Origin of the sequence: Mesorhizobium sp. M0815, assembly GCF_040319995.1 — a bacterium.
Classification (GTDB): Bacteria; Pseudomonadota; Alphaproteobacteria; order Rhizobiales; family Rhizobiaceae; genus Mesorhizobium.
In genome coordinates, this window is the sequence record NZ_JAMYOU010000003.1 from 132,180 (window position 1) to 154,328 (window position 22,149).

Genomic DNA, 22,149 nt, shown 5'->3' on the forward strand with positions numbered 1-22,149 from the left:
CCGGCCTGAAAATTTGCGCGAAAAGCACATGAGAGTGTGCATTTGTCAAGGCAAGCGGCGCCCGGGACGAGTTCGCGTTCTTCCCGCCCCTGTCCCACCGGCATCAATTTATGCCAGAGGCGTTAATCCGAGTTCGCTGCTCTGTCCAGCAGTTCAATTATGCACCTCATCCCTTGACCCCGCCTGCGGTGAGGCCGGAGATGATCTTGCGCTGGAAGATCAGGACGAGGATGACGAGCGGCACGGTGACGATCACCGATGCGGCCATGATGTTGCCCCACGGGATCTCGAACTGCGAGCTGCCGGAGAGCAGCGCAATGGCGACCGGCACGGTTCGCTGCTCGTTGTTGGAGGTAAACGTAAGCGCGAACAGAAATTCGTTCCACGCACCGATGAAGGCGAGAAGCCCGGTGGTCGCCAGCGCCGGCCACATCAGCGGCAGGAAAACGCGGCTGATGATGATCCAGGGCGTGGCGCCGTCGAGGATCGCCGCTTCCTCCAGCTCGATCGGCAGGTCGCGAACGAAGGCGGTGAGCACCCAGACGGTGAACGGCAAGGTGAAGATCATATAGGACAAGATCAGCGCGAACGGCGAATTGTAGAGGCCGAAGGCCCGGATCAGCTCGAACAGACCGGCAAGCACCGTCAATTGCGGGAACATCGAGACGGACAGGATAATGAGGAGCAGAGCCGAGCGGCCGCGGAAGCGGATGCGCGCCAGGGCATAGGCGGCGGTGACGCCGAGGAACAGCGAAATGACGACAACGGCGCTCGAGATGAACAGCGAGTTCACGAGGTTGCGCAGGAAGGTCCCTTCGGTGAAAACGGTCTTGTAATTGCTGAAGGTGATCGTCTTCGGCCAATAGTCGATCTGGAAGAGCGCCGTCCCGGATTTCAGGCTGGTGACGATGGCGTAGTAAAACGGGAATACCGCGACGACGACGATAACGGCGACGAGGAGGTAGAAAGCCGTGCGCTTGACGATCCACATGGTCAGCAGCCCCACATGATCAATAGTCCTTGTCCAGTCTTATCCGGCCGAGCCACAGAACGAGCATGGTCAGCAAAGCGAGGATGAGGAAGAGCAGCGTCGAGGCGGCGGAGCCGTAGGCAAACTTGTCGAACTCAAACAGGCTCTCGCGGGCAAACACCGACATCGACTTGGTGTGGATATTGTTTGGCGTGAGCACGTAGATCAGGTCGAAGATGCGCAGCGCATCGAGACCGCGGAAGATCATGGCCACCATCAACGCCGGCCGGATGAGCGGCAAGGTGATCTTCCAGAAAACTTTCCACGCGCCGACGCCGTCGAGCTTGGCGACCTCGTAGATTTCTTGTGGAAGCATCTGGAGGCCGGCGAGAATGAGAAGCGCCATGAACGGGGTCGCCTTCCAGATGTCGACAATGAGGATGGCGACCATGGCCGTGTCGGCGCTAGCCGTCCAGGCGATCTTGGTGCCGATCAGGCTGAGCTTGAGAAGGACGTCGTTGATGATGCCGAACTGGTCGTTGAGCATCCACTGCCACATTTTCGCCGAGACGATCGTCGGAATGGCCCAAGGGATTAGTATCGCGGCGCGCACGATGCCGCGGCCGCGAAACTTGGTGTTGAGCACCAGCGCGACGATCATGCCGAGCACCGTCTCGCAGGTTACCGAAATCACCGCGAAGCGCACCGTATTCCAGACGGCGCGCCACCAGACCGGATCGGCGAGCAGCCCGTCATAGATGACGCGGCCGCTCGGCATTTGCAGGATGGAGAAATAATTGGCGAAGCCAACCCAGCGACGGGCTTCGAGGTCGGCGAGCGAGGCATCGGTGAAGCCGAAATAGATCGTGCGCATCAACGGCCAGCCGGCAACGGCGGCGAGCACGATGAGCATCGGGGCAAGCAGCAGCCATGCCGAGCGCACACGCTGACGCGCCAGCAGCGAGCCTGAGCGCGGCGAGGTCACCAGGCGGTGCCCTTGAGCCTGGTCAAGGAGAACTCCAGATCGGCAAGGTTGTCGGCGGCCGTGCCCTCGCCGGACATGGTGTTGTGGACGGCGGTCCAGAACTCGCTCGATGCCTCATTGTACCTGGTCTTGGCCTGGGCCGAGGGACGCGGCACCGCGTTGAGGACAACTTCCTTCCAGCGCGGGATAACCGGCTGGGCGCTGGCGATGTCGGCATCGTCATAGAGCGCCTGAATGGTCGGCAGATATGCCCCCTTCAAGGCGCGGTACTTCTGCATCTGAGGCGAAGCGATCCATTTGACCAGCTCGACGGCTGCGGCCGGGTTCTTCGAATATTTGGAAACCGCAAGATTCCAGCCGCCAAGCGTTGCTGCCGGGCGGGCGCCCTCACCCGACCCGGACGGCAGCGTCGTCACTTCGAACTTGCCTTTGATGGGGGAGCTTTCGCTGTTGCCAAGCGCATAGGCGTAGGGCCAGTTGCGCATGAAGACGGCGTTGCCGGTCTGCCAGACACCGCGCGACTCTTCTTCCTGATAGGCCAGAATGCCGGGAGGCGAGATGGTTCCCACCCAGCTCCTCGCCATTTCCAGCGCCGCGGCTGCTTGCGGATTATTGATGGAGATCGTGCCGTCCGGCTCGATGATCTGACCACCGCCGTTCGACTTCACCCATTCGAGTGCATCGCAGGTCAGTCCCTCATAGGCGTTGCCCTGGAAAACGAAGCCCCACATGTCCTTGTTGCCGCCCTCGCGTTCCTTGTCCATGACAAGCTTGGCAGTATCGGCAAGCTCGGCCCAGCTGGTCGGGACCTTGGCGCCGTATTTGTCGAGGAGATCCTTGCGGTAGTAGAGCGCCGGAGCGTCGGTGAATATCGGCAAGGCGACGAGCTTGCCGTCGACGGTCTGCGATTTGATGATCGATGGGAAATGAGCGCCGACGACATCCTTGGTCGCCGCGGTCAGGTCGACGAGCTGCTTTGCAAGCTGGGGGGCCCAAATGACGTCCGTCTGATAGACGTCAACGTCGCTGTTTCCAGCGGCAAGCCACAGCCTGTATTGACTAAACTGGTCGGTCCCCGAGGGCGGCACCGGAACCACGCTAACCTTGTTGCCGGTCTTCTTCTCGTATTGATCGAGGATCTCGCGAAGGATTCTCTGGCCGTTGCCGGTATCGCCCGACACCATGGCGAGGTCGACAGCCCGCGCCGGCCCGGCCGCCAGAACTGCGGCCACGGCAAATCCAGCGAATGCGGAACGAAACTTCATGATGTCGGATCTCCCTTTGGAGCTTCAGGCAGCAGCAGAAACGGACGTCGATGCCCGACACCGTCCTCAGCACACCCGCAGCTCACAAGACGCGCATTCGCCCACCAGCACTGAACTACAAAGATACGCCTTGAGTTCCCAACACGGAACGTCCGGCGCGAAGCGGCAGCCCCCGGCTGGCCCCAACGCCTCCGGGAATTGCCGCTGGCATTGGCGAAGGCGATGGTTCAAGAAGGATCAACGACAGGCTTTCCTTCATGTCCTCCATCCGCCCGCTGATCCCGCTCCTGATCGCCGCCGGCATCCTGCTCGGCGGCAACGGCCTGCAGAGCACTTTGATTGCGCTGCGTGGTGCGCAGGAGGGTTTTCCCGCTTCCTCTATCGGCCTGATGGGCACGTTCTATTTCGCCGGCTTTTTGCTCGGCTGCCTTGCCGTCACCCGCATCATGAAGTCCGTCGGCCATGTGCGCGCCTTTTCCGCGCTGGCGGCGATCGCCTCGGCGGGAACGCTGCTGCTGGTGCTGGTCATCGATCCGGTGATGTGGTGCGCCGTGCGCTTTGCCGGCGGGTTCTGCTTTGCCGGCCTGTTCACCATCATGGAAGCCTGGCTGAATTCCGGCGTCACCAACACCGACCGGGCGCGGGTGCTTGCCATTTACCGCATGGTCGACATCGGTTCGGTGACGGGCGCCCAATTCCTGATCCCGATCTTCGGCGCTGGCGGCTTTGCCATCTTCGCCATCATGTCGATGATGATCACCGTGTCGCTGGTGCCGGTTTCGCTCGGCGACCGCTCCAACCCGACGCCGCCGGAAGACGTCAAACTCGATTTGGCACGCGTCTGGCGCATCTCGCCGCTTGGCTGCTTCGGCTGCATCGCCGTCGGCGTGACCAACAGCGCCTTCCGCACCCTGTCGCCGGTCTATGCCGAGCAGATCGGCATGTCGGTCGCCGACGTCGTCACCTTCGTCAGCGTCGGCATTTTCGGCGGCGCCATCATCCAATATCCGCTTGGCTATCTCTCCGACCGCTGGGACCGGCGCTCGGTGCTGCTGATGACGACGTGCTGTGCGATGGTGGCGGCACTGGCGCTGGCGTTCGTGGCAGGCGGCAGCCCTTTCCTCAACTTCCTGCTCGTCTTTATCTTCGGCTGCTTTGCCATGCCGCTCTATTCGTTGTCGGCGGCGCATTCCAACGACCGCGCCGACAAGGGCGAGTTTGTGCTGATCAACGCAGCCTTGATGCTGTTTTATTCCTTCGGCGCCATTGGCGGCCCCTTCGCAGCCTCGACGGTGATGCAATATTTCGGGCCGAGCGCGCTGTTCGTGTTCAGCGCCACCGTCTATGCGATCTTCGTGGCGGTCATCCTTTTCCGGATGCGGGCGCGCTCTGCTGTGCCGGCGAGCCATCGCAGCCGTTTTACGGCGCTGTTGCGCACATCGACGGTTTTTGCCCGGTTGGCGAAGCGGAATGCCGATCCCGATGAACCCGCAAAGCCCGATAAAGGTGCTTGCGCTTGACGAAAGCGCGCGCGGCTGAAATTGAAAGAGACCCTATCCCTTGCCAAAAGCGATTTGATGCACGTCATCACCACCCAGAACGAACTCGAGACCGTTATTGCCGCTTTCGAAAAGGCGGAATTCGTCACCGTCGATACCGAATTCATTCGCGAAACGACCTTCTGGCCGATCCTGTGCCTGATCCAGATGGCAGCGCCCGGGGTGACGGCGCTGATCGATCCGCTGTCGCCCGACATCGACCTGAAACCGTTCTTCAGGCTGATGGCCAACGAGGCGATCGTCAAAGTCTTCCATGCGGCGCGGCAGGACATTGAAATCATTGTGCATCTCGGCGATCTGGTGCCGCATCCGGTGTTCGACACCCAGGTCGCGGCGATGGTCTGCGGCTTCGGCGACAGCGTCTCCTACGACCAGTTGGTGCAGCGCATCACCGGCGCGCGGCTCGACAAGTCGTCGCGTTTCACCGACTGGCGCCATCGTCCACTGTCCGAAAAGCAGCTCGACTACGCGCTCGCCGACGTCACCCATCTGATCGAGGTCTACAAGCACCTCAGCGCCGAGCTGGTGCGGGAAAACCGCGCCCACTGGCTGAACGAGGAGATGGACGTGCTGACCTCGCGCGAGACCTACGATCCGCATCCCGAGGATGCCTGGAAGCGGCTCAAGATGCGGCTGCGCAAGCCACAGGAACTGGCGATCGTGCAGGCGGTGGCCGCCTGGCGCGAACGCGAAGCGCGCGAGCGCGACGTGCCCCGCGGCCGGGTGCTCAAGGACGATGCGATCTACGAAGTAGCGCAGCAGGCGCCGCGCGATACGGCGGCGCTGAGCAAGCTGCGTACCACGCCGAAGGGCTGGGAGCGCTCGTCGACGGCGACGGCACTGCTTGGCGCAGTCAACGCTGCCCTGGCGCTGCCCAGGGAAGAGATGCCGAAGCTGCCGAAGAGCTTCCAGCCGCCGGAGGGGTCGAGCGCCGCGGCGGAGTTGCTGAAGGTGCTGCTGCGGATCGTTGCCGAAAAGGAAGGTGTCGCATCGAAGGTACTCGCCTCCAGTGACGACATCGATCGCATCGCTGCAGAGGGCGAGGACGCCGATGTGCCGGCATTGCAAGGCTGGCGGCGCGCCGTCTTTGGCGAGGCCGCGCTCAGGCTGGTGCGCGGTGAACTCGCGATCAGGTTCGACAAGCGCAAGATCGCGGTGTTCGATTTGTAGGCTTGAGCTTGCTCAGACCAAGCCGAGCAGATGCAGCGCCAGCCATATCCAGCCAAGTGCGAGAACTACCGCGCCTACGTAGAATGCCCTGCTGCGCAGGATTAGCCGATTGCTGGTCAAGTGGACCGATGCGTGAAGATAGCGGGAGACGACAAAGATCCACATCAGCGCCAAGGTCAGATAATTGACGCCATTGGTCACGTGCAGCGTCAAGCATAAGACATAGAAAAGCACCGGCAGTTCGAACTGATTGCTCAGATTGTTGGCGACGGTGATGCTGGAACCAGGCTCCGTCGAGCGCGTCTTGAACTGGCCGGTCTTGGCTTCGCCCGACCTGACCGCACCATAGCGGCGCCGGCCCATTACGACATAGACGATATAGACCAGCAGCACCTGCGCCAGCATCGGCCAGAAGATCGCGGTCTGGTTCAAGACGCCCTCTGTCGTTGTCACCCAGCCTTCAAGGCCGTTTCTGAGCCATCAGAGTGAAAGCCGCAATGACGGTCACCGGCACCGCCAGAAGCGCGAATTTGGTGACGATCAGCGCCGAGGCAAAGGATAGCGAATCCGGATTGGCAGACAGGAAATCGGACAAAAGACGAGCCACGGCGATGTTCTGGGCATAGTCGGCGAGCGTGTAGGGCAGCACCAGCACAGCTGCGAATATCGACTGGGTTTGCGCAGGCAGCGAATGGAAATTCTTCAGCCGCCGGCCCGTTGCCAGGATCAGGCTGACCATCGTCAGCGACAGCAGCGCCGGAAACAGCAGGTCGAAGGTCAGGTAATGCCAGACGAGAATGATCTCGCTGCCACGCCGGCCGAGCGCCGTCAGCCAGGCCATGCCCTCATCCGGGGTGAAACCGGCATAGCGCATGTCGAGCGACGGCAGGCCGCCGCTCAATTGGCGAAAATAGAGGAACTCCATCGCCGTCATGATGATGAAAATCGCCACGGTGGCGAAACAGAGTGCGGCGGCGTGGCGCGACAGCCGCAGGATCATCGCCGCCAGATTGCGCCAATGCGCATGGCGATCAGGCTCCGCCAGGATAATTCGGGCTTTCGCGGGTAATCGTGACGTCATGGGCGTGGCTTTCACGAAGTCCGGCATTGGATATCCGCACAAAAGTGGCGCGCTCGCGGAAATCGGCAAGGTCGCGGCCACCGACATAACCCATAGCGGCTTTCAGGCCGCCCGCAAGCTGGTGCAGCACGCCAGACACAGGTCCTTTGTACGGCACCTGCCCTTCGATGCCTTCCGGGACCAGTTTCAGCGTGTCGCGCACCTCGGCCTGGAAGTAGCGATCGGCGGAGCCGCGCGCCATCGCGCCGACCGAGCCCATGCCGCGATAGGCTTTGAAGGAGCGGCCCTGGTGCAGATAGACCTCGCCCGGGCTCTCGTCGGTGCCGGCCAGCAACGAACCGATCATCGCCGCGCTGGCGCCGGCGGCCAGCGCCTTGGCCAGATCGCCCGAATATTTGATGCCGCCATCTGCAATGACCGAGACACCCGATTTTTGCGCCGTCTCGACCGCCGACATGATTGCCGAGAGCTGCGGCACGCCGACGCCGGCGACGATGCGGGTGGTGCAGATGGAGCCCGGCCCGATGCCGACCTTGACCGCGTCGGCGCCAGCATCGATCAGCGCCAGCGTGCCTTCCGCTGTGGCGACGTTGCCGGCCAGGATGCGAACCGAGTTGGAAAGCTTCTTGGCCCGCGTCACCGCATCCAGGACGCGCTGCGAATGACCGTGCGCGGTGTCGATCACCAGAAGGTCGACGCCGGCGTCGATGAGGCGCTCGGCCCGCTCGAAACCGTCATCGCCGACGCTGGTGGCGGCGGCGGCGCGCAAGCGTCCCTGCGCATCCTTGGTGGCGTGCGGGTTGAGCTGCGACTTCTCGATGTCCTTGACCGTGATCAGCCCGACGCAATTGCCGTCCCGATCGACCACAACCAGCTTCTCGATGCGGTGCTGATGGAGCAGCCGCTTGGCCTCGTCCTGATCGACGTTCTCCTTGACGGTGATCAGGTTCTCGCGGGTCATCAGCTCATAGACCTTCTGCGCCGGGTCGGAGGCGAAGCGGACGTCGCGGTTGGTCAGGATGCCGACGAGCCGGCCGACGGTGTGGCCGCCGGTGCCGCCGTTCTCGACCACCGGAATGCCCGAAATGCTGTAGGTGCGCATCAGACCCAGCGCATCGGCCAGCGTCGCCTCGGGACCGATGGTGACGGGGTTGACCACCATGCCGGATTCGAATTTCTTTACCTGCCGCACCTGCTCGGCCTGTTCGGCCGGCGAGAAATTGCGGTGGATGACGCCGATGCCGCCGGCCTGGGCCATGGCGATGGCAAGCCGCGCCTCGGTGACCGTGTCCATGGCGGCCGATAGGATCGGCACGTTGAGGTCGATGTCGCCGGCGATGCGGGTGCGGATGTCGGTCTCGCCAGGCATGACCTCGGAATGACCGGGCTGCAGCAGCACGTCGTCAAAGGTCAGCGCCAATGCGCCGGTGGACGTCTCGATGATTTTTGCCATGGCCAGCCCTCGGAATGCAGGAAAGGCGCTCGCCCTGGATGGACAGCGCCGACTCGTCTTCTTCCCTTTCAGGATTGGCGCTGGCTCGTAACACGTCCCGTCGCCGTTGAAAAGCCGATGGTTGTATAGTGGCGACGATGCATTTTGCCCCAGGTGCTGCGCACGACTTGCGGTCGCACAAACGTGACAGCAAATTAATGCGACATCCGGGCCAAGGCGTGATAACCGCCCTACGTGTCGGTTTGGCCCCAAGGCCGGCAAGCAATAGCGACGCACATTTCAAGGCCGGATCCATCGTGAACCGCACCATTCCGCTTATTCTGGCGGTCGCTCTATTCATGGAAAACATGGATTCGACCGTCATTGCGACATCGTTGCCGGCGATCGCCATCGACATCCACACCAGCCCGATCGCGCTCAAGCTGGCGCTGACCGCCTATCTGGTATCCCTGGCGATCTTCATTCCGATCAGCGGCTGGATGGCCGACCGCTTCGGCGCCAAGAATGTCTTCCGCGCCGCGATCGCCGTGTTCATCATCGGTTCGGTCGCCTGCGCCATGTCCAATTCGTTGCCGGCTTTCGTGGTCTCACGCTTCCTGCAAGGCATTGGCGGCGCCATGATGACGCCGGTCGGACGCCTGGTGCTGGTACGCGCCACGCCGAAAAGCGAACTCGTCGCCGCCATGTCGTGGCTGACCGTCCCGGCTCTGGTCGGCCCCCTGGTCGGTCCACCGGTCGGCGGCTTCATCACAACCTATTTCACCTGGCACTGGATTTTTCTGATCAATGTACCTATCGGGCTGATCGGGATCTGGCTGGCCACGCGTTTCCTGCCGAAGACCGACGCTGCGCAGACGCCCCCGCTCGATTTCATTGGTTTCGTGCTGAGCGGGCTGGCGGCATCGGGCATTGTGTTCGGCCTGTCGGTGGTCAGCCTGCCGGCCCTGCCGCCGGCTGCCGGCTTTATCACCGTTGCCGTCGGGCTGGCATCGGCGGTGCTTTATCTGCTGCACGCGCGCCACGCCAAGAATCCGCTGCTGGCGCTCGAGCTGTTTCGCAATCGGGTGTTCCGCTCATCGGTGCTCGGCGGCGGACTGTTCCGCATCGGCATTGGTGCCGTACCTTTTCTTTTGCCGCTGATGTTCCAGATCGGTTTCGGGCTGACGCCGTTCCAGTCCGGCATGATCACCTTCGTCTCGGCAATCGGCGCCATAGGCATGAAATTCGTCACCGCGCTGATCTTCAGGATCGCCGGCTTCCGCCGTGTGCTGATTTCAGGCTCGCTCGTCGCTGCCGCGTCCATTGCCATCAACGGCCTGTTCACACCCGACACGCCCTATGGGCTGATCCTCGCCATGCTGCTCGCCGGGGGCTTCATCCGTTCGATGTTCTTCACCGGCATCAATGCGCTTGCCTACGCCGAGATTTCGGCCGCCGACACCAGCAAGGCCACGCCGATCACGGCGGTGTTCCAGCAGTTGGCGATCGCACTCGGCGTGGCGCTGGCCGGCGGCATCCTGGAAGTGTCGACCAATATCCATGGCGGCCCGCTGACGCTGAGCGACTTCCACACCGCCTTCTTCATCGTAGCGGCGGTGTCGGCGGCAGCCTCGCTGTCGTTCACGCGGCTAGCGCCGGACGCCGGCAATGCCGTGTCGGGACATGGCAGGTTAACGCCGCCGAAGACGCTGGAGCCGGTGAGCCCGCCGGGGAGTTGAGGAGTGGCGCCCTCCAGCGCCGGCGGGACAGCACCCCCCTCTGGCCTGCCGGCCATCTCCCCCTCAAGGAGGGAGATTGGCAGCTTCGGCACTGCACTCACTCTTCACGATCGAAGGTTTGCGAAGGTCGCGATGACATCCAATCTCCCCCCTTGAGGGGGAGATGTCCGGCAGGACAGAGGGGGGGTGCGAAGGATCGCTACAGAGCGACTTTTACGCTGTGCCGTTTCCGCCCTTAAAATCCTTCGCCAACAAATAAAGCTCCACCGACTCATCGCGCGAGGCCGGGGGCTTGACGTGGTGGACCGAGCGGAAATTCCGTTTCAGCCTGGCCAGCAGTTCGTTTTCGGCGCCGCCCTGAAACGTCTTGGCGAGGAAATGTCCGCCAGGCTTCAATACCGACAGCGCGAAATCGGCCGCCACCTCGCAAAGATGCATGGTGCGGATGTGGTCGGTCCGTTTGTGGCCGGTGGTCGGTGCGGCCATGTCGGAGAGCACGATGTCGGGCTGGCCGCCCAGCGTCTCGGCCAGCTTTTCGGGTGCCTGCGGATCGAGGAAATCCATCAGCAGCACCGGCGCGCCCGGCACGGCGTCCATCTCGAGATAGTCGATGCCGACGACGTTCGGGTGTTCCGCGGTAGATTTCGTACGTGCGGCAGCGACCTGGCACCAGCCCCCGGGTGCCGCACCAAGGTCTATCACCTTCATGCCTGGCTTGAGCAGATGGTGCTTGTCGTCGATCTCGATCAGCTTGTAGGCGGCGCGCGAACGATAGCCGTCGGCCTTCGAACGCTGGACATAGGGATCGTTGATATGGCGCTGCAACCAGCGGCGCGACGATTCCTTCAAGCCGCTTTTCTTCTTGATCTTCGTCTTCAGCACGCGAATTCCGGCGGAGCTCGGTCTTTCCGGTTTCTTGGTCATTGCCGGCCTCGCCGCCAGACGCCGTCATCGGCCATCAATTCGCTCAATATGCCCTCGCGCAGGCCACGGTCGGCGACACGCAGCCGCTCCGACGGCCAGACGGCACGGATCGCCTCCAGTATGGCGCAGCCGGCCAGAACCAGGTCGGCGCGGTCGGCGCCGATGCAAGGGTTGGCGACGCGCTGCTGGAAATCCCAGCCGACCAGCTTTTCGACCATGCGGTCGACGCTGTCGCGATCCATCCACAGCCCGTCGACGCGGCGGCGGTCATAGCGTTCGAGATCGAGATGGACGCCGGCAAGCGTCGTCACAGTGCCCGAAGTGCCGAGCAAATGGAATTTCGGGCTGGACAGGAGGTGGCTCAGCCGGTCGCGCCCGTCGAAGGCGCGCAGCCGCATTGCGACATCCTCGACCATGGCGCCAAAGATCTCGCGCGTGACCGTGCGGCCGCCAAAACGCTCGGCCAGCGAGACGACGCCGACCGGCAGCGACGTCCACGAGACGATATGGTTGGCAAGCCTTGGCGAGCGCTGACCGGTGAGGTCGATCAGCGCGATTTCGGACGAGCCGCCGCCGATGTCGAACAGCACGACGCCTTGCGTGTCGCGCTCGACCAGCGAACCGCAGCCCGACACCGCCAGCCGCGCTTCGGTCTGGCGGTCGATGATCTCGAGCTTCAAGCCCGCCTCGCGCTCGACGCGCTCGAGGAACTCGACGCCGTTGGCGGCGGTTCGGCAGGCCTCGGTGGCGATCAGCCTGGCCTTCCTGACCTTGCGGTTGCGCAATTTGTCACCGCAGATCTTCAGCGCCTCGACCGCGCGGTCCATTGCGGCGTCGCCGAGCCGGCCATTGGCGGTAAGGCCCTCGCCCAGCCTGACGATGCGCGAGAAGGCATCGATGACGCGGAACTGGCCATGGCGCGTCGGCACCGCGACCAGCAGGCGGCAATTGTTGGTGCCGAGATCGAGCGCGGCAAACACCGGTAATTCCTGCAGCGGCGGCGGTGTGCGGGCACCTTGCCCCGGCCTTGGCGAGGCTGGAGGCAATTGCGCGATCGAAGCCGATTGCGCGATCGAGGACTGGGGCGCGATCGAAGCCGCTGGCTGGGGCGGGCGAGCGGCCGGGGCCTCGCCGGCGGCGGGCAGCGAAGTGCCGGCAGCCACGGGACGAGCCTCGTCGCGTGCGAAAACCTTGCGCCCGCGCCGGCGCTTGCGCCGCTTCTTGGGCTTGCCGTTCTGATGCGGGCCGTTCTGACCCTTGTAATCGTGGGACGTGTCGCCAGCCTGTCCATTGCCGGACCGGGGCTGCACCTGACGGCCGTAGCGTCCGGTGGATGGGCTTGCCTGGCCGGACGGCGTCGGCGACCCCCTGGACACGCCCACTTCCGGCGCGCCAGCGCCGGCGTCGTGGTCTTCCACTGTCGTTCCTTCCGGCGCCGCGCGAACCGAGATCGGACGCAGCAGGCGCTTTTACATGTTCAAGTTGCCGCCAGACTATCAGCGCCGGGCCGGATCACCAAGAGTGCTCACGGCGAATTTTGCCGGCGGCATGAAAGCCGGCGACGTCGGTGATCCCTTGTCCCCTTTGGAGAAGAGAAGGCGCGAGCGCCACAACGCGCCTTCCCGGTTGAATAGCCGGCTTCAATGAGGCATTTCTGAAATGGAGGGTAAATCATTCGGCAACGCGGGCGGTTTGCCTGCTGCGAACCGGAAAACGGTACGGGCTGCAACGCATGATCGTCATGCCATGAACTGGAGGCGCTATTTTTGGCCCGTCATCGGCATCGCCGCGGTGGTGTTCTCGCTGTGGCTGCTGCTGCACGAATTGCGCGGCATCTCGCTCGACGACGTCTGGGACGGCATAGTCGCCATCCCGGCGCGCGGCTGGGTGCTCGCGGCGCTGAGCTCGGTCATCGCATATGCCTCGCTCGCCGGCTACGACCACATCGCGCTGCTGCACATCGGCAAGAAAGTCTCGTGGCTGTTCGTCACCTTCTGCTCGTTCACCACCTACGCGCTGTCGCACAATATCGGCGGCTCGGTGTTTTCCGGTGCGGTGATCCGCTACCGCGCCTACGGCACCAGGGGCCTGACCGGGCAGGACGTCGGCATTCTGGTGGCGATCTGCTGGATCACCTTCGTGCTGTCGACGCTGTTCGTCTCAAGCATCGTCCTGCTGCTCGAGCCCGAGGTGATCGACCGGTTTTCCGGCATACCGCATCACCGACTGGCGCAAGCAGGTGGGTTCGCCATGCTGCTCGTGGTGGCGGCCTATGTCTTCGGCAGCTGGCTGCATCTGAGACCACTCAGGATCGGCAGCTTTCAGCTGCATTACCCGGCGTTGCCGATCGTGGCGCGGCAATTGCTGGTCGGCCCGATCGAGCTGCTGGCGGCGGCGGCGATCATCTTCTTCGCCCTGCCCGCCACCGGCAATCCCGGCTATTTCATCGTGCTCGGCGTCTTCTTGGTGTCGTTCTCGATCGCGCAGATTTCGCATGCGCCGGGCGGGCTGGGCGTCTTCGAGGTGGTGTTCCTCGCGGGCTTGTCACATATGGACCAGGTCGGCGTGCTGGCGGCGCTGCTGGTGTTCCGGCTGTTCTATCTGATCATCCCGCTGCTGATCGCACTCGGCGTGGTGCTGTTCTTCGAGCACTCGCAATACAGCCGCAGCGAGAGTTGAGACATCAGGGGGCAAGCGCTTCAGACTGCGCGTGAAGAATGGGCAGAGGGTCGCAAGGCCAGGCGCGGCCCTGCTGTTCAACGCTGCGAAGCTCGAAGGTCACGGCATGGATCCTAGGGTCTACGTCGCGGAGACCCTAGGATCCATGCCGTTACAGTAGCCGAAGCGCGCAGCGATCCAATGATTTCACTGTCTCGCCCCGAAATGTGTACGGATGGGAGGCGAATTAAAAACCAGCAGCAATCGTGTGCCGATTGAAATGCCTACGGCAGGGTTGACTATTTTCCGGCGGCGGCTACAAGGGCCGCGCGGCTGCCTGGCGGCCCACCCTGCGCGACAAGCGCCTGCTGGGGAATAGGTTAACGGTAGACCCACGGACTCTGACTCCGTTAGTCCTGGTTCGAATCCAGGTTCCCCAGCCAAGCAATTTCAATTACTTAGCTGCCGAACCCGCTCCTCCAGGAATAACTTCCGTCGAATTACGGTGGTCGAATTACGGTGACAGTGCACTTTTTCCCGTGTCGCCCTCTCCAGTATTGCCGCGTCGCCGATGTTACGATTTTGATGCACCCCTTGGGACCGAGATCGGGCAAATCGGCAAAGCCGTGAGAACCCGGGAACAAGGCAGGCGGCGAAAAGAAATTAGTGCACTGTCAGCGTAATTCCTAAAACCTCTCCGGCAACCCTTCTACTCCCCGACAATGGACGTCGGCGGGCGTGCCGAGGTTATCGGATCGGCATGACGAAGGACGATCCTCCACGCGCCTTCCTCGCGCCGGAATATGGTGGTGACTCGAAGCGCAATCGGCACCAGTTTGTTGCCACCGCCGACCTTGGATTGGAACCGCTCGACCTCGATGATGTATCCCAAGTCGGCTGTCGCATACTCCGAGATGCGCTCAAAGCCGATGGCCTTGCCGTGCCGGTAATTGGTGGCGGCCCGTTCCATAGTCTCAGCGGCCTTTCTCCATCCCTTCGCCGGCGGGCCAAAGGGATTGGCAATAATGACGTCGTCCTGTCGCGAGTAGAGATTTTTCAAGGGCTCAGGATCGCCCTTTACGAAGGCATCCAGAGCCAGATGATCCTGCTCCATAAATTTCGTCAGGTCGGAGGCTAACATCTTGACATCGCCATGACTAAAAAGAGAACTCTATCAAGCGCTTCATCCGCCCTTCGCCTTGCCACAGGCGTTCGGGCTGGTGTCCGGAGTATAGATCAGAATTACGGTGAGTGCACTTTTACCATGTGGCTCCCGCCGCATGGTGCACCTTGCCGGCGTTCCCGGCCTGCCGCATCGCGGGCGTCGTACGGGCGAGCCAAAGTGTTTTCACGTCCGAAGACTATGGTTCCACAAGAACTGCTCATCGAGTATTGCCGCGTCGCCGATGTCGCGGTTTTCGATGCACCCGTGGGCCGAGGGAGCATCGCCGGGAAAATCGGCAAGGCCGTGAAACCCGGGAAACGAGGCAGGCGGCGAAAAGAAAATAGTGCACCGTCACCGTAATCGCCCGCTGTGAAATCTATCCACCAAGGATTAGGCGCGTGTTAAAAAGACGTCCGTGGGCGCCCCGGGGCATCAGGTCGGCCCACGAGTCTCGCCCCGTCATCCAAGTGACGCGACGGCTACCTCGATGCCAAGGCTAACCGATCTGCAATCAAGCAACGACAAAGCCGGCGAGGAGATACCCGCGCCGGCTCTGGTCCCTCTAGGCGACTGCTGCGGTCCCGACTCTGTAGTGCTCAATCTCCATCGGATAGGAGAAGCGGTTGCCCTGCGCCGGAGCGAAAAATGCGTAGCTGTAGAGGACAATCGTGTCGCGATCTAAGTCAGACCGAAACGAATACGGAACACCGTTTGGGATAAAAAACCAATCGCCTGGTCCGAATACACGTCCGGCATAGGATATAGATCCTTTCAGGATGGTGCGGAGGCTTCCTCCCGGGTCCTCTTCCGAGTTGGCGGGATGAACATGAGGTTCAACGAACGAGTCTGGTGGAAATTCCGTTATCATCGTTCGCCACTCACATATATCCACCGGAATCTGCCATTTGCGGATTTTGTTCGCGAATGGAGCATCCACCAAGAGAGTATCCCGAGCACGGGCAGTTTCAGGATCAAAACTGGTGACAACCTTCTTGCTGGTAATTCCCATCCCTCGAAGTTCTTGCGAATTATAGGATTCGCGGACCAAACCGTATGCGCTTAGCTCGGCCGCTGTGTAGCTACGGCGACCCGGATCGAAATCAAGGTCCCGTTCCGCGGCAGCGCGCCTAAGGGTCTCCACCTCTACATCGCACAAGTCAAAGCGACGTTCTGGGCTGTCGATCTGCATAGTACATCTCCTCCTCACAGTGCCGAACGATTTAAGATTCTACGAGAAATTCACCCTCATCATCCTGACAAGGCCGTCGCTACCACTCTCCTCGAAGCCAAGCCGTTCGAGACCGCGCTGGATCTCTTCGCTAAGAGTGCCGGTTATAAGGATGGGAACTTCCACAACCCGTCTTTCTGCCTTCCAAGTTGGGATCATCTCCGAGAACAACTTTTCGCCGATGCCCTTGTCTTGCCACCCGTCATCGACGAATACATTTTGTATAGTCAGAGTGTTGTTGGCTTTCGACGTAGAAATCCACCCTACCGGCGAGCCATCGACTTCAATAATGTAGGCGTCTGCGGCGCTCCAGTAATCTTTAAATTTCGTCTCCTCTTGCAGTAACCAGTCTGATTTATCTAATTTAGATCCGCTCAACCCGAAGATATTTTCGCCAATATATCTGTTGTATATTGGCCAAGCGAAGGCGGACTCCTGGTTTTTGGCGGGGCGAACAGTGAGTAACATGTCGGTTCTCCTGTTTGTACTAGAGTATCTAACCACTCTTTCTCACTGAGTTCAATTCACGAATCATAATAAACGCGGATCACTATGCTGGGGCGCCCGTATCAACACGCGCGGTGTCCGGCGAAAAATAGTAGCAATTAACCTAATACGTTCCTTTTGACATGGTATTTGTGCCTTTTCCTAAGACTATACCTCCGCCTAACTAGCTAGCGGCTTTTCCTGAAGAGGCGCAGAGAAGGGCAATTGCGCCCCCCGCCGAACCAGCAAACTCTGCTCAATCCCCAGTATCTTCCGCACACTCGCCAGCGCCGCCTCATTCACCTCGATATACGCGACGATGTACCACTCGCCGTTTTCTTCCCTTGCCATGCCCATCGGCTCGGCCCGCCATTTGAGGGCGCCGTGGTGCGGCATGAAGTAGGTTTCCTGGATGCCGCCGACGGCGCTAAGGCCCTCGTCGAGAGCGTATTCCATCACCGCGCAGCACAGCTGCGTCAGTGTGCCCCTCAGTCCAGCAGTGCGTTTGTCGGGAACGACGAATGTGCGCGTCCATTCGGCCCAATCGGGTCGCCTGGGCACACCCGATTTTTCGCACATGTGAGAAAAAACCTCCGAGACCATATGCGGCTCGCTCGTTGGGATCAATCGAGCCGAAGTCACTACGCGATCGTCTTCGATACCGAGCAGGTAAGTCGCCGCGTCTGTATCGAATTGGTCCAGCTCGCGACCGTCCGGGCTCGGAGGGCGCCAACGTTTCTGGTGCACGAAGAAATCGTGCCGGCGGCGCAGAAACTCGTCGAATTCGTTTTCATAGAGATGCTTGTTATGCGCATTGACTACGTGGGCCGTTATCATGGCGCGATCCCCCGATCGTTCTCGCAGGGATACTCGCAGTCGCGCTAATATACGTCACCTGTCCGATGGGACAGTTGACGCGTTTAGGGATGGATCAGACGCCGGCGCACCGCCTCGACGACCGCTTGCGTGGTCGTTGCGACGCCAAAAGCCTCGCGAGCCCGTGTCGAGTGCCATTTGACCGTGCGCTCGGTCAGGCCAAGGATCTGCGAGGTTTCCGATGAGGTCTTGCCGGCCGCGGCCCACAAGAGCACTTCTTTTTCGCGGTCGGTCAGCACGCCCTCATGGTCATCATCGTCATTCGCCAAGGCCTGGATCGACATGCCCGCGTAGACCGCCATCGTCACCAGTTGCACCTGATGGCGCGGCGACAGGGTGCAGGACTTCGCGGAAGACGCAAATGACAGCACGGATTGCCAGTGATGAACGCTGAGCATCGGTACGGCGAAGCCGCTACAGATGCCGAACTCCGTCGCCTCGCCGGCGACGCGTCGCGAGCCCTCCGTATCCGACCACTTTGCCGGGACGTCGGACCACAGGAACGGCTTCAAAGTCTTTGCCGAGTAGATGCAAACACCATCAACCGCCGCATGCTCGGCCTCGACATAGCGCTCGAACCAGCCGGCCGGCCAGCCATTCAGTTCGACCATCGGTGCAAGCTTCTGGCCACCGAGCGGCACACCGCTCAGGATAAGGTGCTCGAAGCCGAGATTCCTTACGGTATCAAGAAGGTCGCTCAGCAGCGGCCCGGTAGCTGTGTGTTTCCTGCAGCGTTCGACAAAGTCGAACACGTCTGAATCGATCATCACAGAGACCCTCGTCTCCACGCTCGAAAACAAAGTTTAACTCAAATTAGCAACTTCGAATACTCCCAATAAGTGTGTCCACCATGCAGGACGTGTGGACCAAAATCAGCTAAATCAGCCGGATTGTGACCAGCGAAGCAGGACCAGAAAGCATGACGCAAGCATTGCCGAAACGAAACGAGCCGTTCCGGGCCGGCGAAACCGCGCTGCTGCTAGTCGACATGCAGCGCGTCTGGCTGGAGCCCGGCGCCGATCCGCCCCATCCGGAGCGCGGCCCCGATCACTATTTCTACCGGCAGACGGCGTCGCAAACGATCCCCAACCAGGAGCGCCTGCTGGCGGCGGCGCGGGCCAACGGCGTCGAGGTGATCCACACCATCATCCAGAGCCTGACCCAAGACGGCCGCGACCGCTCGCTCGACCACAAGCTGACGCCGATCCATATCGCGCCGAGCCGGCCGGAGGGCCTGCCGGTGCCGTCGCTGGCGCCGGTCGGCGACGAGATCATGCTGCCGAAGACATCGTCGGGCGTCTTCAACTCAACCAACATCGACTATGTCCTGAAAAACCTCGGCGTGCGTTACCTGATCGTCGCCGGCATTATGACCGACCAGTGCGTCGACATGGCGGTGCGCGATGCCGCCGATCGCGGCTACCTCGTCACCTGCGTATCGGACGCTTGCGCCGCCGCCTCGCAGGAGCGCCATGATGGCGCGCTCGAGGCGTTCGGCGGCTATTGCTGGATCGCCGACACCGCCATCATTACTGCCCGTTTCGAAGCCTTGGGAAAAGCTACATGACATCGACCGTCGAACCGCTCGTTGCCGTCGTCACCACCGACCTTTCGGCGATCACGCGCGGCCGCTCCGTCGTCGAAAGCAAGCTGCAGAAGATCGCCGCGACCGGCGTCGGCTGGCTGCAGGCCAATCTGTCGCTGACGCCCTTCAATTCCATCGTTGACCCCAATCCCTGGGGCTCGTCCGGCGATGTGCGGCTCATTCCCGATCTCAACGCGCGGTTTCGCACGGCGCTGACCGGATCGGCGACGCCGTTCGATATGGTCGCCGGCAACATCGTCGAACTGGACGGCAGCCCGTGGGTCGGCTGTACGCGGACCATGCTGAGCGATGCGCTGGCGGAGTTGAAGGCGGCGACCGGGCTTTCCGTCATCGCCGCGTTCGAGCATGAATTCCATATCGAGGGCGACTTTGGGCCGGCTCATTCGATGTCGTTGGCCGCATTGCGCCGCGCCGATCCGTTTGCCGCCAATCTGATGGCGGCGCTAGCGGAAGCCGGCGTCGCGCCCGAAGTGGTGATCGCCGAATTCGGCACCGACCAATTCGAGGTGACATGCGAGCCAGCCGATGCGCTCGCCGCGGCCGATCGCGCGGTCGCCATCCGTGAGATCACGCGCGAAGTCGCGCGATGTGCCGGCTGGCGGGCGAGCTTCGCGCCCAAGATCGCGCCGGATGCCGTCGGCAACGGCGTCCACATCCATTTCAGTTTCGTCGACGAGGCCGGCAAGCCGGCGACCTACGATCCGGCCCAGCCGGGCGGTCTTTCCAGCCGGACCGCTTCGTTCTGCGCCGGCGTGCTGCGCCACCTGCCCGCGATCACCGCCATGACGGCGGCGAGTGTGTCGTCCTACTACCGGCTGAAGCCGCATAGCTGGAGTTCGTCCTACACTTGGCTTGCCGATCGCGACCGCGAGGCGTCCTTACGCATCTGCCCGACGGTGACCATCGGCGGGCGCGATCCGGCGCTGCAGTACAACATCGAATACCGGGCAGCCGACGCCACCGGCAATCCCTATTTGTCGCTGGCGGCGATCGTGCGCGCCGGGCTGGAAGGGCTGAAGGCCAAGCTGCCGGCGCCGCCGCTGGTCACCGGCGACCCGACGCAGATGAGCGCCGCCGAACGCAAGAAGCTTGGCCTCGTACGGCTGCCGGAAACGCTGCCGGCGGCACTCGACGCGCTCGTTGCCGACAAGACGGTCACCGGATGGTTCGCGCCGGTGTTCGTCGAGACCTTTGTCGGCCTCAAGCGGCATGAGACCGAGCGCCTCGCCGGTCTCGATCCAGTGGCGGTCTGCGATCTCTACCGGACGCTCTATTGATGGCTGAGCCGCTTGCCAACGCCATCCAGCCTCAGGGTTGGCCACCCGCGGTCGAAGCGATAAACGAAACGGGGCGTTCCGATATCGTCCTGATATGCGAGCACGCGTCCAATCATATTCCGGCCGAGTATGCGCGGCTCGGTCTCGACAGCAGCCATTTGCAGCGCCATATCGCCTGGGATATCGGCGCCGCCGAACTCACCCGCGCTCTGTCGAAGCTGCTCGATGCTCCGGCTTTCCTCAGCTCCTATTCGCGGCTTTTGATCGATCTCAACCGGCCGCTTGGTTCCAGCGGCAGTATTCCGGTGCTGTCGGAAGACATTGACATCCCCGGCAATGTCGGCCTCGATCCGGAGGAGCGAAGCCGGCGTGCCGAGATCATGTTCGCGCCGTTTCATGACCGCGTCGCTGCCCATCTCGACGAGCGGGCGAAGCAGGGCAGAGCGACACGGATCGCGACGATCCACTCCTTCACGCCGGTCTACCTCGGTGTTGGCAGGCCCTGGCATGCCGGCGTGCTTTACGACCGGGCAATCGATTTCGGCCAGGCAATGCTTGCCGGCCTGGGCGCCGGCATCGGGCTCAACGTCGCGGCAAACGAGCCTTACGTGATCAGCCGCGAGGGCGACTACGCCATACCGGTCCATGGCGACGATCGCGGCATTCCAGCCGTCCTCGTCGAGATCAGGCAGGACCTGCTGGCGGGCCGCTCCGGCATCGAGGAATGGGCGCACCGCCTGGCAGCAGCGTTGCCGGCACAGACAAAGGCGTTGTGACCGAGCTCGGCTGCTCGACCGCAACGCAAGATGCCAGCCGGTGAAAAGCCTCCACCGTCCTCAGGAGAAGATTTGCGACAGTTCTTCGACGCTGGTGCCTTCCTTGACCTGCCGCAGCTCGACATAGCTGACCGCCGTGGCGACCGACAGCACCATCGACAGCACGGTCGACACCAAGGCTGCCGCCACATCGGCAATGATCCCGCCAAACATGACGATGACTGCCAGCATCACCCACTGGATGACCATCGCGATGACCATCAGGATCAGGAAGAGGCCAAATAGCGGCCAGCGGTTGCCCTTGGTCAGGACACGGCTGCGCGACATCGAACCGAACACGCCAAGCCGCTCCTGGATCAGAACCGGCACCGCCACGCACCATCCGAGCCACAAGATGATGCCGGGAACCAGCAAAGCTATCGACGCCAGGCCCGCACCCAGGCCGACGAGCAGGCCAATACCAAGGGTCGGCAGCAAATTGCGGATGGCTATCTGAATGCAGTCGCCAAAGGTCGGCCGCTTGCCGTTCAAGTCCTCGATCGTTGCCCGCACCAGCGCCGACTGGAGCAGCAGCGCGAAAACGAAGGATAGCAATCCCGCAATAACCGTAATCCATGAATTCTGAAACATCATCGAGGGATCGGCCGCGGCGCCGGGGTCGCCCTGCAGAACCGCATCTAGTTGCGGTTGGCTCCACAGCCGAAGAATAATCGCCGGCAAGCCTGAAAACAGCAGCGCGAGCCCAAGGCATAAGCCGATGTTGCGGCCGATCACGGCGAAGCTGTTGTTGAACACTCTGCCGATCTCGAATTTCTCAGGCCGTTCCAGTGTCGTTGAAGCCATGATTCCCCCCGTGTTTCGCCGTAACAGTATCACGGCGCCCTAATAGCAATTCTGCCAAGATTAACCGTGGGCGTCCAGCCCACTTGCAATTCTTGTGCTGCATTGTCAG

General features: G+C 61.9%; 21 protein-coding genes and 1 tRNA gene. 8 read left to right on the plus strand and 14 right to left on the minus strand.

The window, feature by feature from the left end; genetic code table 11:
• Positions 1-166 precede the first annotated feature (166 nt).
• The 3 genes from NKI01_RS05700 to NKI01_RS05710 form a co-directional block, all read right to left on the minus strand.
• Complete coding sequence (locus tag NKI01_RS05700; RefSeq protein WP_352587941.1) at positions 167-991, minus strand: carbohydrate ABC transporter permease; 825 nt, start codon at positions 989-991, stop codon at positions 167-169.
• A gap of 19 nt (positions 992-1,010) precedes the next feature.
• Positions 1,011-1,883 (minus strand): carbohydrate ABC transporter permease, encoded by an 873-nt coding sequence (locus NKI01_RS05705; protein ID WP_352962358.1) that lies wholly within the window; start codon positions 1,881-1,883, stop codon positions 1,011-1,013.
• Between the two features lie 68 nt (positions 1,884-1,951).
• Positions 1,952-3,220, minus strand: a complete 1,269-nt coding sequence (locus NKI01_RS05710) for an ABC transporter substrate-binding protein (RefSeq protein ID WP_352495294.1) — start codon at positions 3,218-3,220, stop codon at positions 1,952-1,954.
• A 257-nt stretch (positions 3,221-3,477) separates the two neighbouring features.
• Here NKI01_RS05710 and NKI01_RS05715 point away from each other — a divergent pair, with 257 nt between their 5' ends.
• Positions 3,478-4,740, plus strand: coding sequence for an MFS transporter (locus tag NKI01_RS05715; RefSeq protein WP_023717242.1), 1,263 nt, complete (start codon positions 3,478-3,480; stop codon positions 4,738-4,740).
• A gap of 57 nt (positions 4,741-4,797) precedes the next feature.
• The gene (gene rnd / locus NKI01_RS05720) at positions 4,798-5,949 is read left to right on the plus strand and encodes a ribonuclease D (RefSeq protein WP_023717241.1); all 1,152 of its coding nucleotides are present in this window, start codon (positions 4,798-4,800) and stop codon (positions 5,947-5,949) included.
• Between the two features lie 12 nt (positions 5,950-5,961).
• On the opposite strand, the gene NKI01_RS05725 is transcribed toward rnd, so the two are convergent.
• Genes NKI01_RS05725 through guaB form a run of 3 tightly spaced genes read right to left on the minus strand, consistent with a single transcriptional unit; the run spans position 5,962 to position 8,483 of the window.
• Entirely contained in the window at positions 5,962-6,381 is a 420-nt protein-coding gene (locus NKI01_RS05725; RefSeq protein ID WP_023717240.1) for an MAPEG family protein, read from the minus strand.
• Between the two features lie 28 nt (positions 6,382-6,409).
• Complete coding sequence (locus NKI01_RS05730) at positions 6,410-6,949, minus strand: hypothetical protein (protein ID WP_031193481.1); 540 nt, start codon at positions 6,947-6,949, stop codon at positions 6,410-6,412.
• 31 nt (positions 6,950-6,980) lie between these two features.
• The gene (gene guaB, locus NKI01_RS05735; RefSeq protein ID WP_352458563.1) at positions 6,981-8,483 is read right to left on the minus strand and encodes an IMP dehydrogenase; all 1,503 of its coding nucleotides are present in this window, start codon (positions 8,481-8,483) and stop codon (positions 6,981-6,983) included.
• A 296-nt stretch (positions 8,484-8,779) separates the two neighbouring features.
• On the opposite strand from guaB, the gene NKI01_RS05740 reads away from it, so the two are divergent.
• Positions 8,780-10,201, plus strand: coding sequence for an MFS transporter (locus NKI01_RS05740; RefSeq protein WP_352481246.1), 1,422 nt, complete (start codon positions 8,780-8,782; stop codon positions 10,199-10,201).
• Between the two features lie 213 nt (positions 10,202-10,414).
• Here the strand turns inward: NKI01_RS05740 and NKI01_RS05745 are convergent, their stop codons facing one another.
• A complete protein-coding gene (locus NKI01_RS05745) occupies positions 10,415-11,125 on the minus strand; it encodes an RlmE family RNA methyltransferase (protein ID WP_254817516.1) in 711 nt (236 codons plus the stop codon).
• Positions 11,122-12,543 carry a Ppx/GppA phosphatase family protein gene (locus NKI01_RS05750; protein WP_352481247.1) on the minus strand — a complete coding sequence of 474 codons (1,422 nt, stop codon included), beginning with the start codon at positions 12,541-12,543 and terminating at the stop codon, positions 11,122-11,124. The genes NKI01_RS05745 and NKI01_RS05750 overlap by 4 nt, the downstream gene beginning before the upstream one ends.
• 328 nt (positions 12,544-12,871) lie before the next feature.
• Here NKI01_RS05750 and NKI01_RS05755 point away from each other — a divergent pair, with 328 nt between their 5' ends.
• Entirely contained in the window at positions 12,872-13,804 is a 933-nt protein-coding gene (locus NKI01_RS05755; RefSeq protein ID WP_352481248.1) for a lysylphosphatidylglycerol synthase domain-containing protein, read from the plus strand.
• 348 nt (positions 13,805-14,152) lie between these two features.
• Positions 14,153-14,226: transfer RNA gene (locus NKI01_RS05760), tRNA-Gln, on the plus strand.
• A gap of 266 nt (positions 14,227-14,492) precedes the next feature.
• Here the strand turns inward: NKI01_RS05760 and NKI01_RS05765 are convergent.
• The 5 genes from NKI01_RS05765 to NKI01_RS05785 form a co-directional block, all read right to left on the minus strand.
• Entirely contained in the window at positions 14,493-14,924 is a 432-nt protein-coding gene (locus NKI01_RS05765; RefSeq protein ID WP_352962182.1) for a YybH family protein, read from the minus strand.
• A 586-nt stretch (positions 14,925-15,510) separates the two neighbouring features.
• Positions 15,511-16,137 (minus strand): cupin domain-containing protein, encoded by a 627-nt coding sequence (locus NKI01_RS05770; protein ID WP_352962185.1) that lies wholly within the window; start codon positions 16,135-16,137, stop codon positions 15,511-15,513.
• 39 nt (positions 16,138-16,176) lie between these two features.
• Complete coding sequence (locus NKI01_RS05775) at positions 16,177-16,644, minus strand: GNAT family N-acetyltransferase (RefSeq protein WP_352962188.1); 468 nt, start codon at positions 16,642-16,644, stop codon at positions 16,177-16,179.
• A gap of 198 nt (positions 16,645-16,842) precedes the next feature.
• Positions 16,843-17,499: an acyl-homoserine-lactone synthase gene (locus NKI01_RS05780; protein ID WP_352962190.1), complete on the minus strand. Its 657-nt coding sequence runs from the start codon at positions 17,497-17,499 to the stop codon at positions 16,843-16,845.
• 83 nt (positions 17,500-17,582) lie between these two features.
• Complete coding sequence (locus NKI01_RS05785; protein WP_352962192.1) at positions 17,583-18,305, minus strand: LuxR family transcriptional regulator; 723 nt, start codon at positions 18,303-18,305, stop codon at positions 17,583-17,585.
• Positions 18,306-18,457: 152 nt separating this feature from the next.
• Here NKI01_RS05785 and NKI01_RS05790 point away from each other — a divergent pair, with 152 nt between their 5' ends.
• The 3 genes from NKI01_RS05790 to NKI01_RS05800 are packed head-to-tail and all read left to right on the plus strand — an operon-like array spanning position 18,458 to position 21,197.
• Positions 18,458-19,105, plus strand: a complete 648-nt coding sequence (locus NKI01_RS05790; protein WP_352962194.1) for a cysteine hydrolase family protein — start codon at positions 18,458-18,460, stop codon at positions 19,103-19,105.
• Positions 19,102-20,421, plus strand: a complete 1,320-nt coding sequence (locus NKI01_RS05795; protein ID WP_352962196.1) for a type I glutamate--ammonia ligase — start codon at positions 19,102-19,104, stop codon at positions 20,419-20,421. The genes NKI01_RS05790 and NKI01_RS05795 overlap by 4 nt, the downstream gene beginning before the upstream one ends.
• Complete coding sequence (locus tag NKI01_RS05800; protein ID WP_352962198.1) at positions 20,421-21,197, plus strand: N-formylglutamate amidohydrolase; 777 nt, start codon at positions 20,421-20,423, stop codon at positions 21,195-21,197. Before NKI01_RS05795 ends, NKI01_RS05800 begins: the two co-directional genes overlap by 1 nt.
• A gap of 60 nt (positions 21,198-21,257) precedes the next feature.
• Here NKI01_RS05800 and NKI01_RS05805 read toward each other — a convergent pair whose 3' ends face one another.
• Entirely contained in the window at positions 21,258-22,040 is a 783-nt protein-coding gene (locus NKI01_RS05805) for a hypothetical protein (protein ID WP_023717223.1), read from the minus strand.
• Between the last annotated feature and the right edge of the window lie 109 nt (positions 22,041-22,149).

Excerpts from the sequence above, each read along its gene's own strand:
- NKI01_RS05700 (WP_352587941.1), bottom strand. The coding sequence starts at position 991 with ATGTGGATCGTCAAGCGCACGGCTTTCTACCTCCTCGTCGCCGTTATC.
- NKI01_RS05705 (WP_352962358.1), bottom strand. The coding sequence starts at position 1,883 with ATGCTCATCGTGCTCGCCGCCGTTGCCGGCTGGCCGTTGATGCGCACG.
- NKI01_RS05710 (WP_352495294.1), bottom strand. The coding sequence starts at position 3,220 with ATGAAGTTTCGTTCCGCATTCGCTGGATTTGCCGTGGCCGCAGTTCTG.
- NKI01_RS05715 (WP_023717242.1), top strand. The coding sequence starts at position 3,478 with ATGTCCTCCATCCGCCCGCTGATCCCGCTCCTGATCGCCGCCGGCATC.
- rnd (WP_023717241.1), top strand. The coding sequence starts at position 4,798 with ATGCACGTCATCACCACCCAGAACGAACTCGAGACCGTTATTGCCGCT.
- NKI01_RS05730 (WP_031193481.1), bottom strand. The coding sequence starts at position 6,949 with ATGATCCTGCGGCTGTCGCGCCACGCCGCCGCACTCTGTTTCGCCACC.
- guaB (WP_352458563.1), bottom strand. The coding sequence starts at position 8,483 with ATGGCAAAAATCATCGAGACGTCCACCGGCGCATTGGCGCTGACCTTT.
- NKI01_RS05745 (WP_254817516.1), bottom strand. The coding sequence starts at position 11,125 with ATGACCAAGAAACCGGAAAGACCGAGCTCCGCCGGAATTCGCGTGCTG.
- NKI01_RS05755 (WP_352481248.1), top strand. The coding sequence starts at position 12,872 with ATGAACTGGAGGCGCTATTTTTGGCCCGTCATCGGCATCGCCGCGGTG.
- NKI01_RS05765 (WP_352962182.1), bottom strand. The coding sequence starts at position 14,924 with ATGTTAGCCTCCGACCTGACGAAATTTATGGAGCAGGATCATCTGGCT.
- NKI01_RS05770 (WP_352962185.1), bottom strand. The coding sequence starts at position 16,137 with ATGCAGATCGACAGCCCAGAACGTCGCTTTGACTTGTGCGATGTAGAG.
- NKI01_RS05775 (WP_352962188.1), bottom strand. The coding sequence starts at position 16,644 with ATGTTACTCACTGTTCGCCCCGCCAAAAACCAGGAGTCCGCCTTCGCT.
- NKI01_RS05780 (WP_352962190.1), bottom strand. The coding sequence starts at position 17,499 with ATGATAACGGCCCACGTAGTCAATGCGCATAACAAGCATCTCTATGAA.
- NKI01_RS05785 (WP_352962192.1), bottom strand. The coding sequence starts at position 18,305 with ATGATCGATTCAGACGTGTTCGACTTTGTCGAACGCTGCAGGAAACAC.
- NKI01_RS05790 (WP_352962194.1), top strand. The coding sequence starts at position 18,458 with ATGACGCAAGCATTGCCGAAACGAAACGAGCCGTTCCGGGCCGGCGAA.
- NKI01_RS05795 (WP_352962196.1), top strand. The coding sequence starts at position 19,102 with ATGACATCGACCGTCGAACCGCTCGTTGCCGTCGTCACCACCGACCTT.
- NKI01_RS05800 (WP_352962198.1), top strand. The coding sequence starts at position 20,421 with ATGGCTGAGCCGCTTGCCAACGCCATCCAGCCTCAGGGTTGGCCACCC.
- NKI01_RS05805 (WP_023717223.1), bottom strand. The coding sequence starts at position 22,040 with ATGGCTTCAACGACACTGGAACGGCCTGAGAAATTCGAGATCGGCAGA.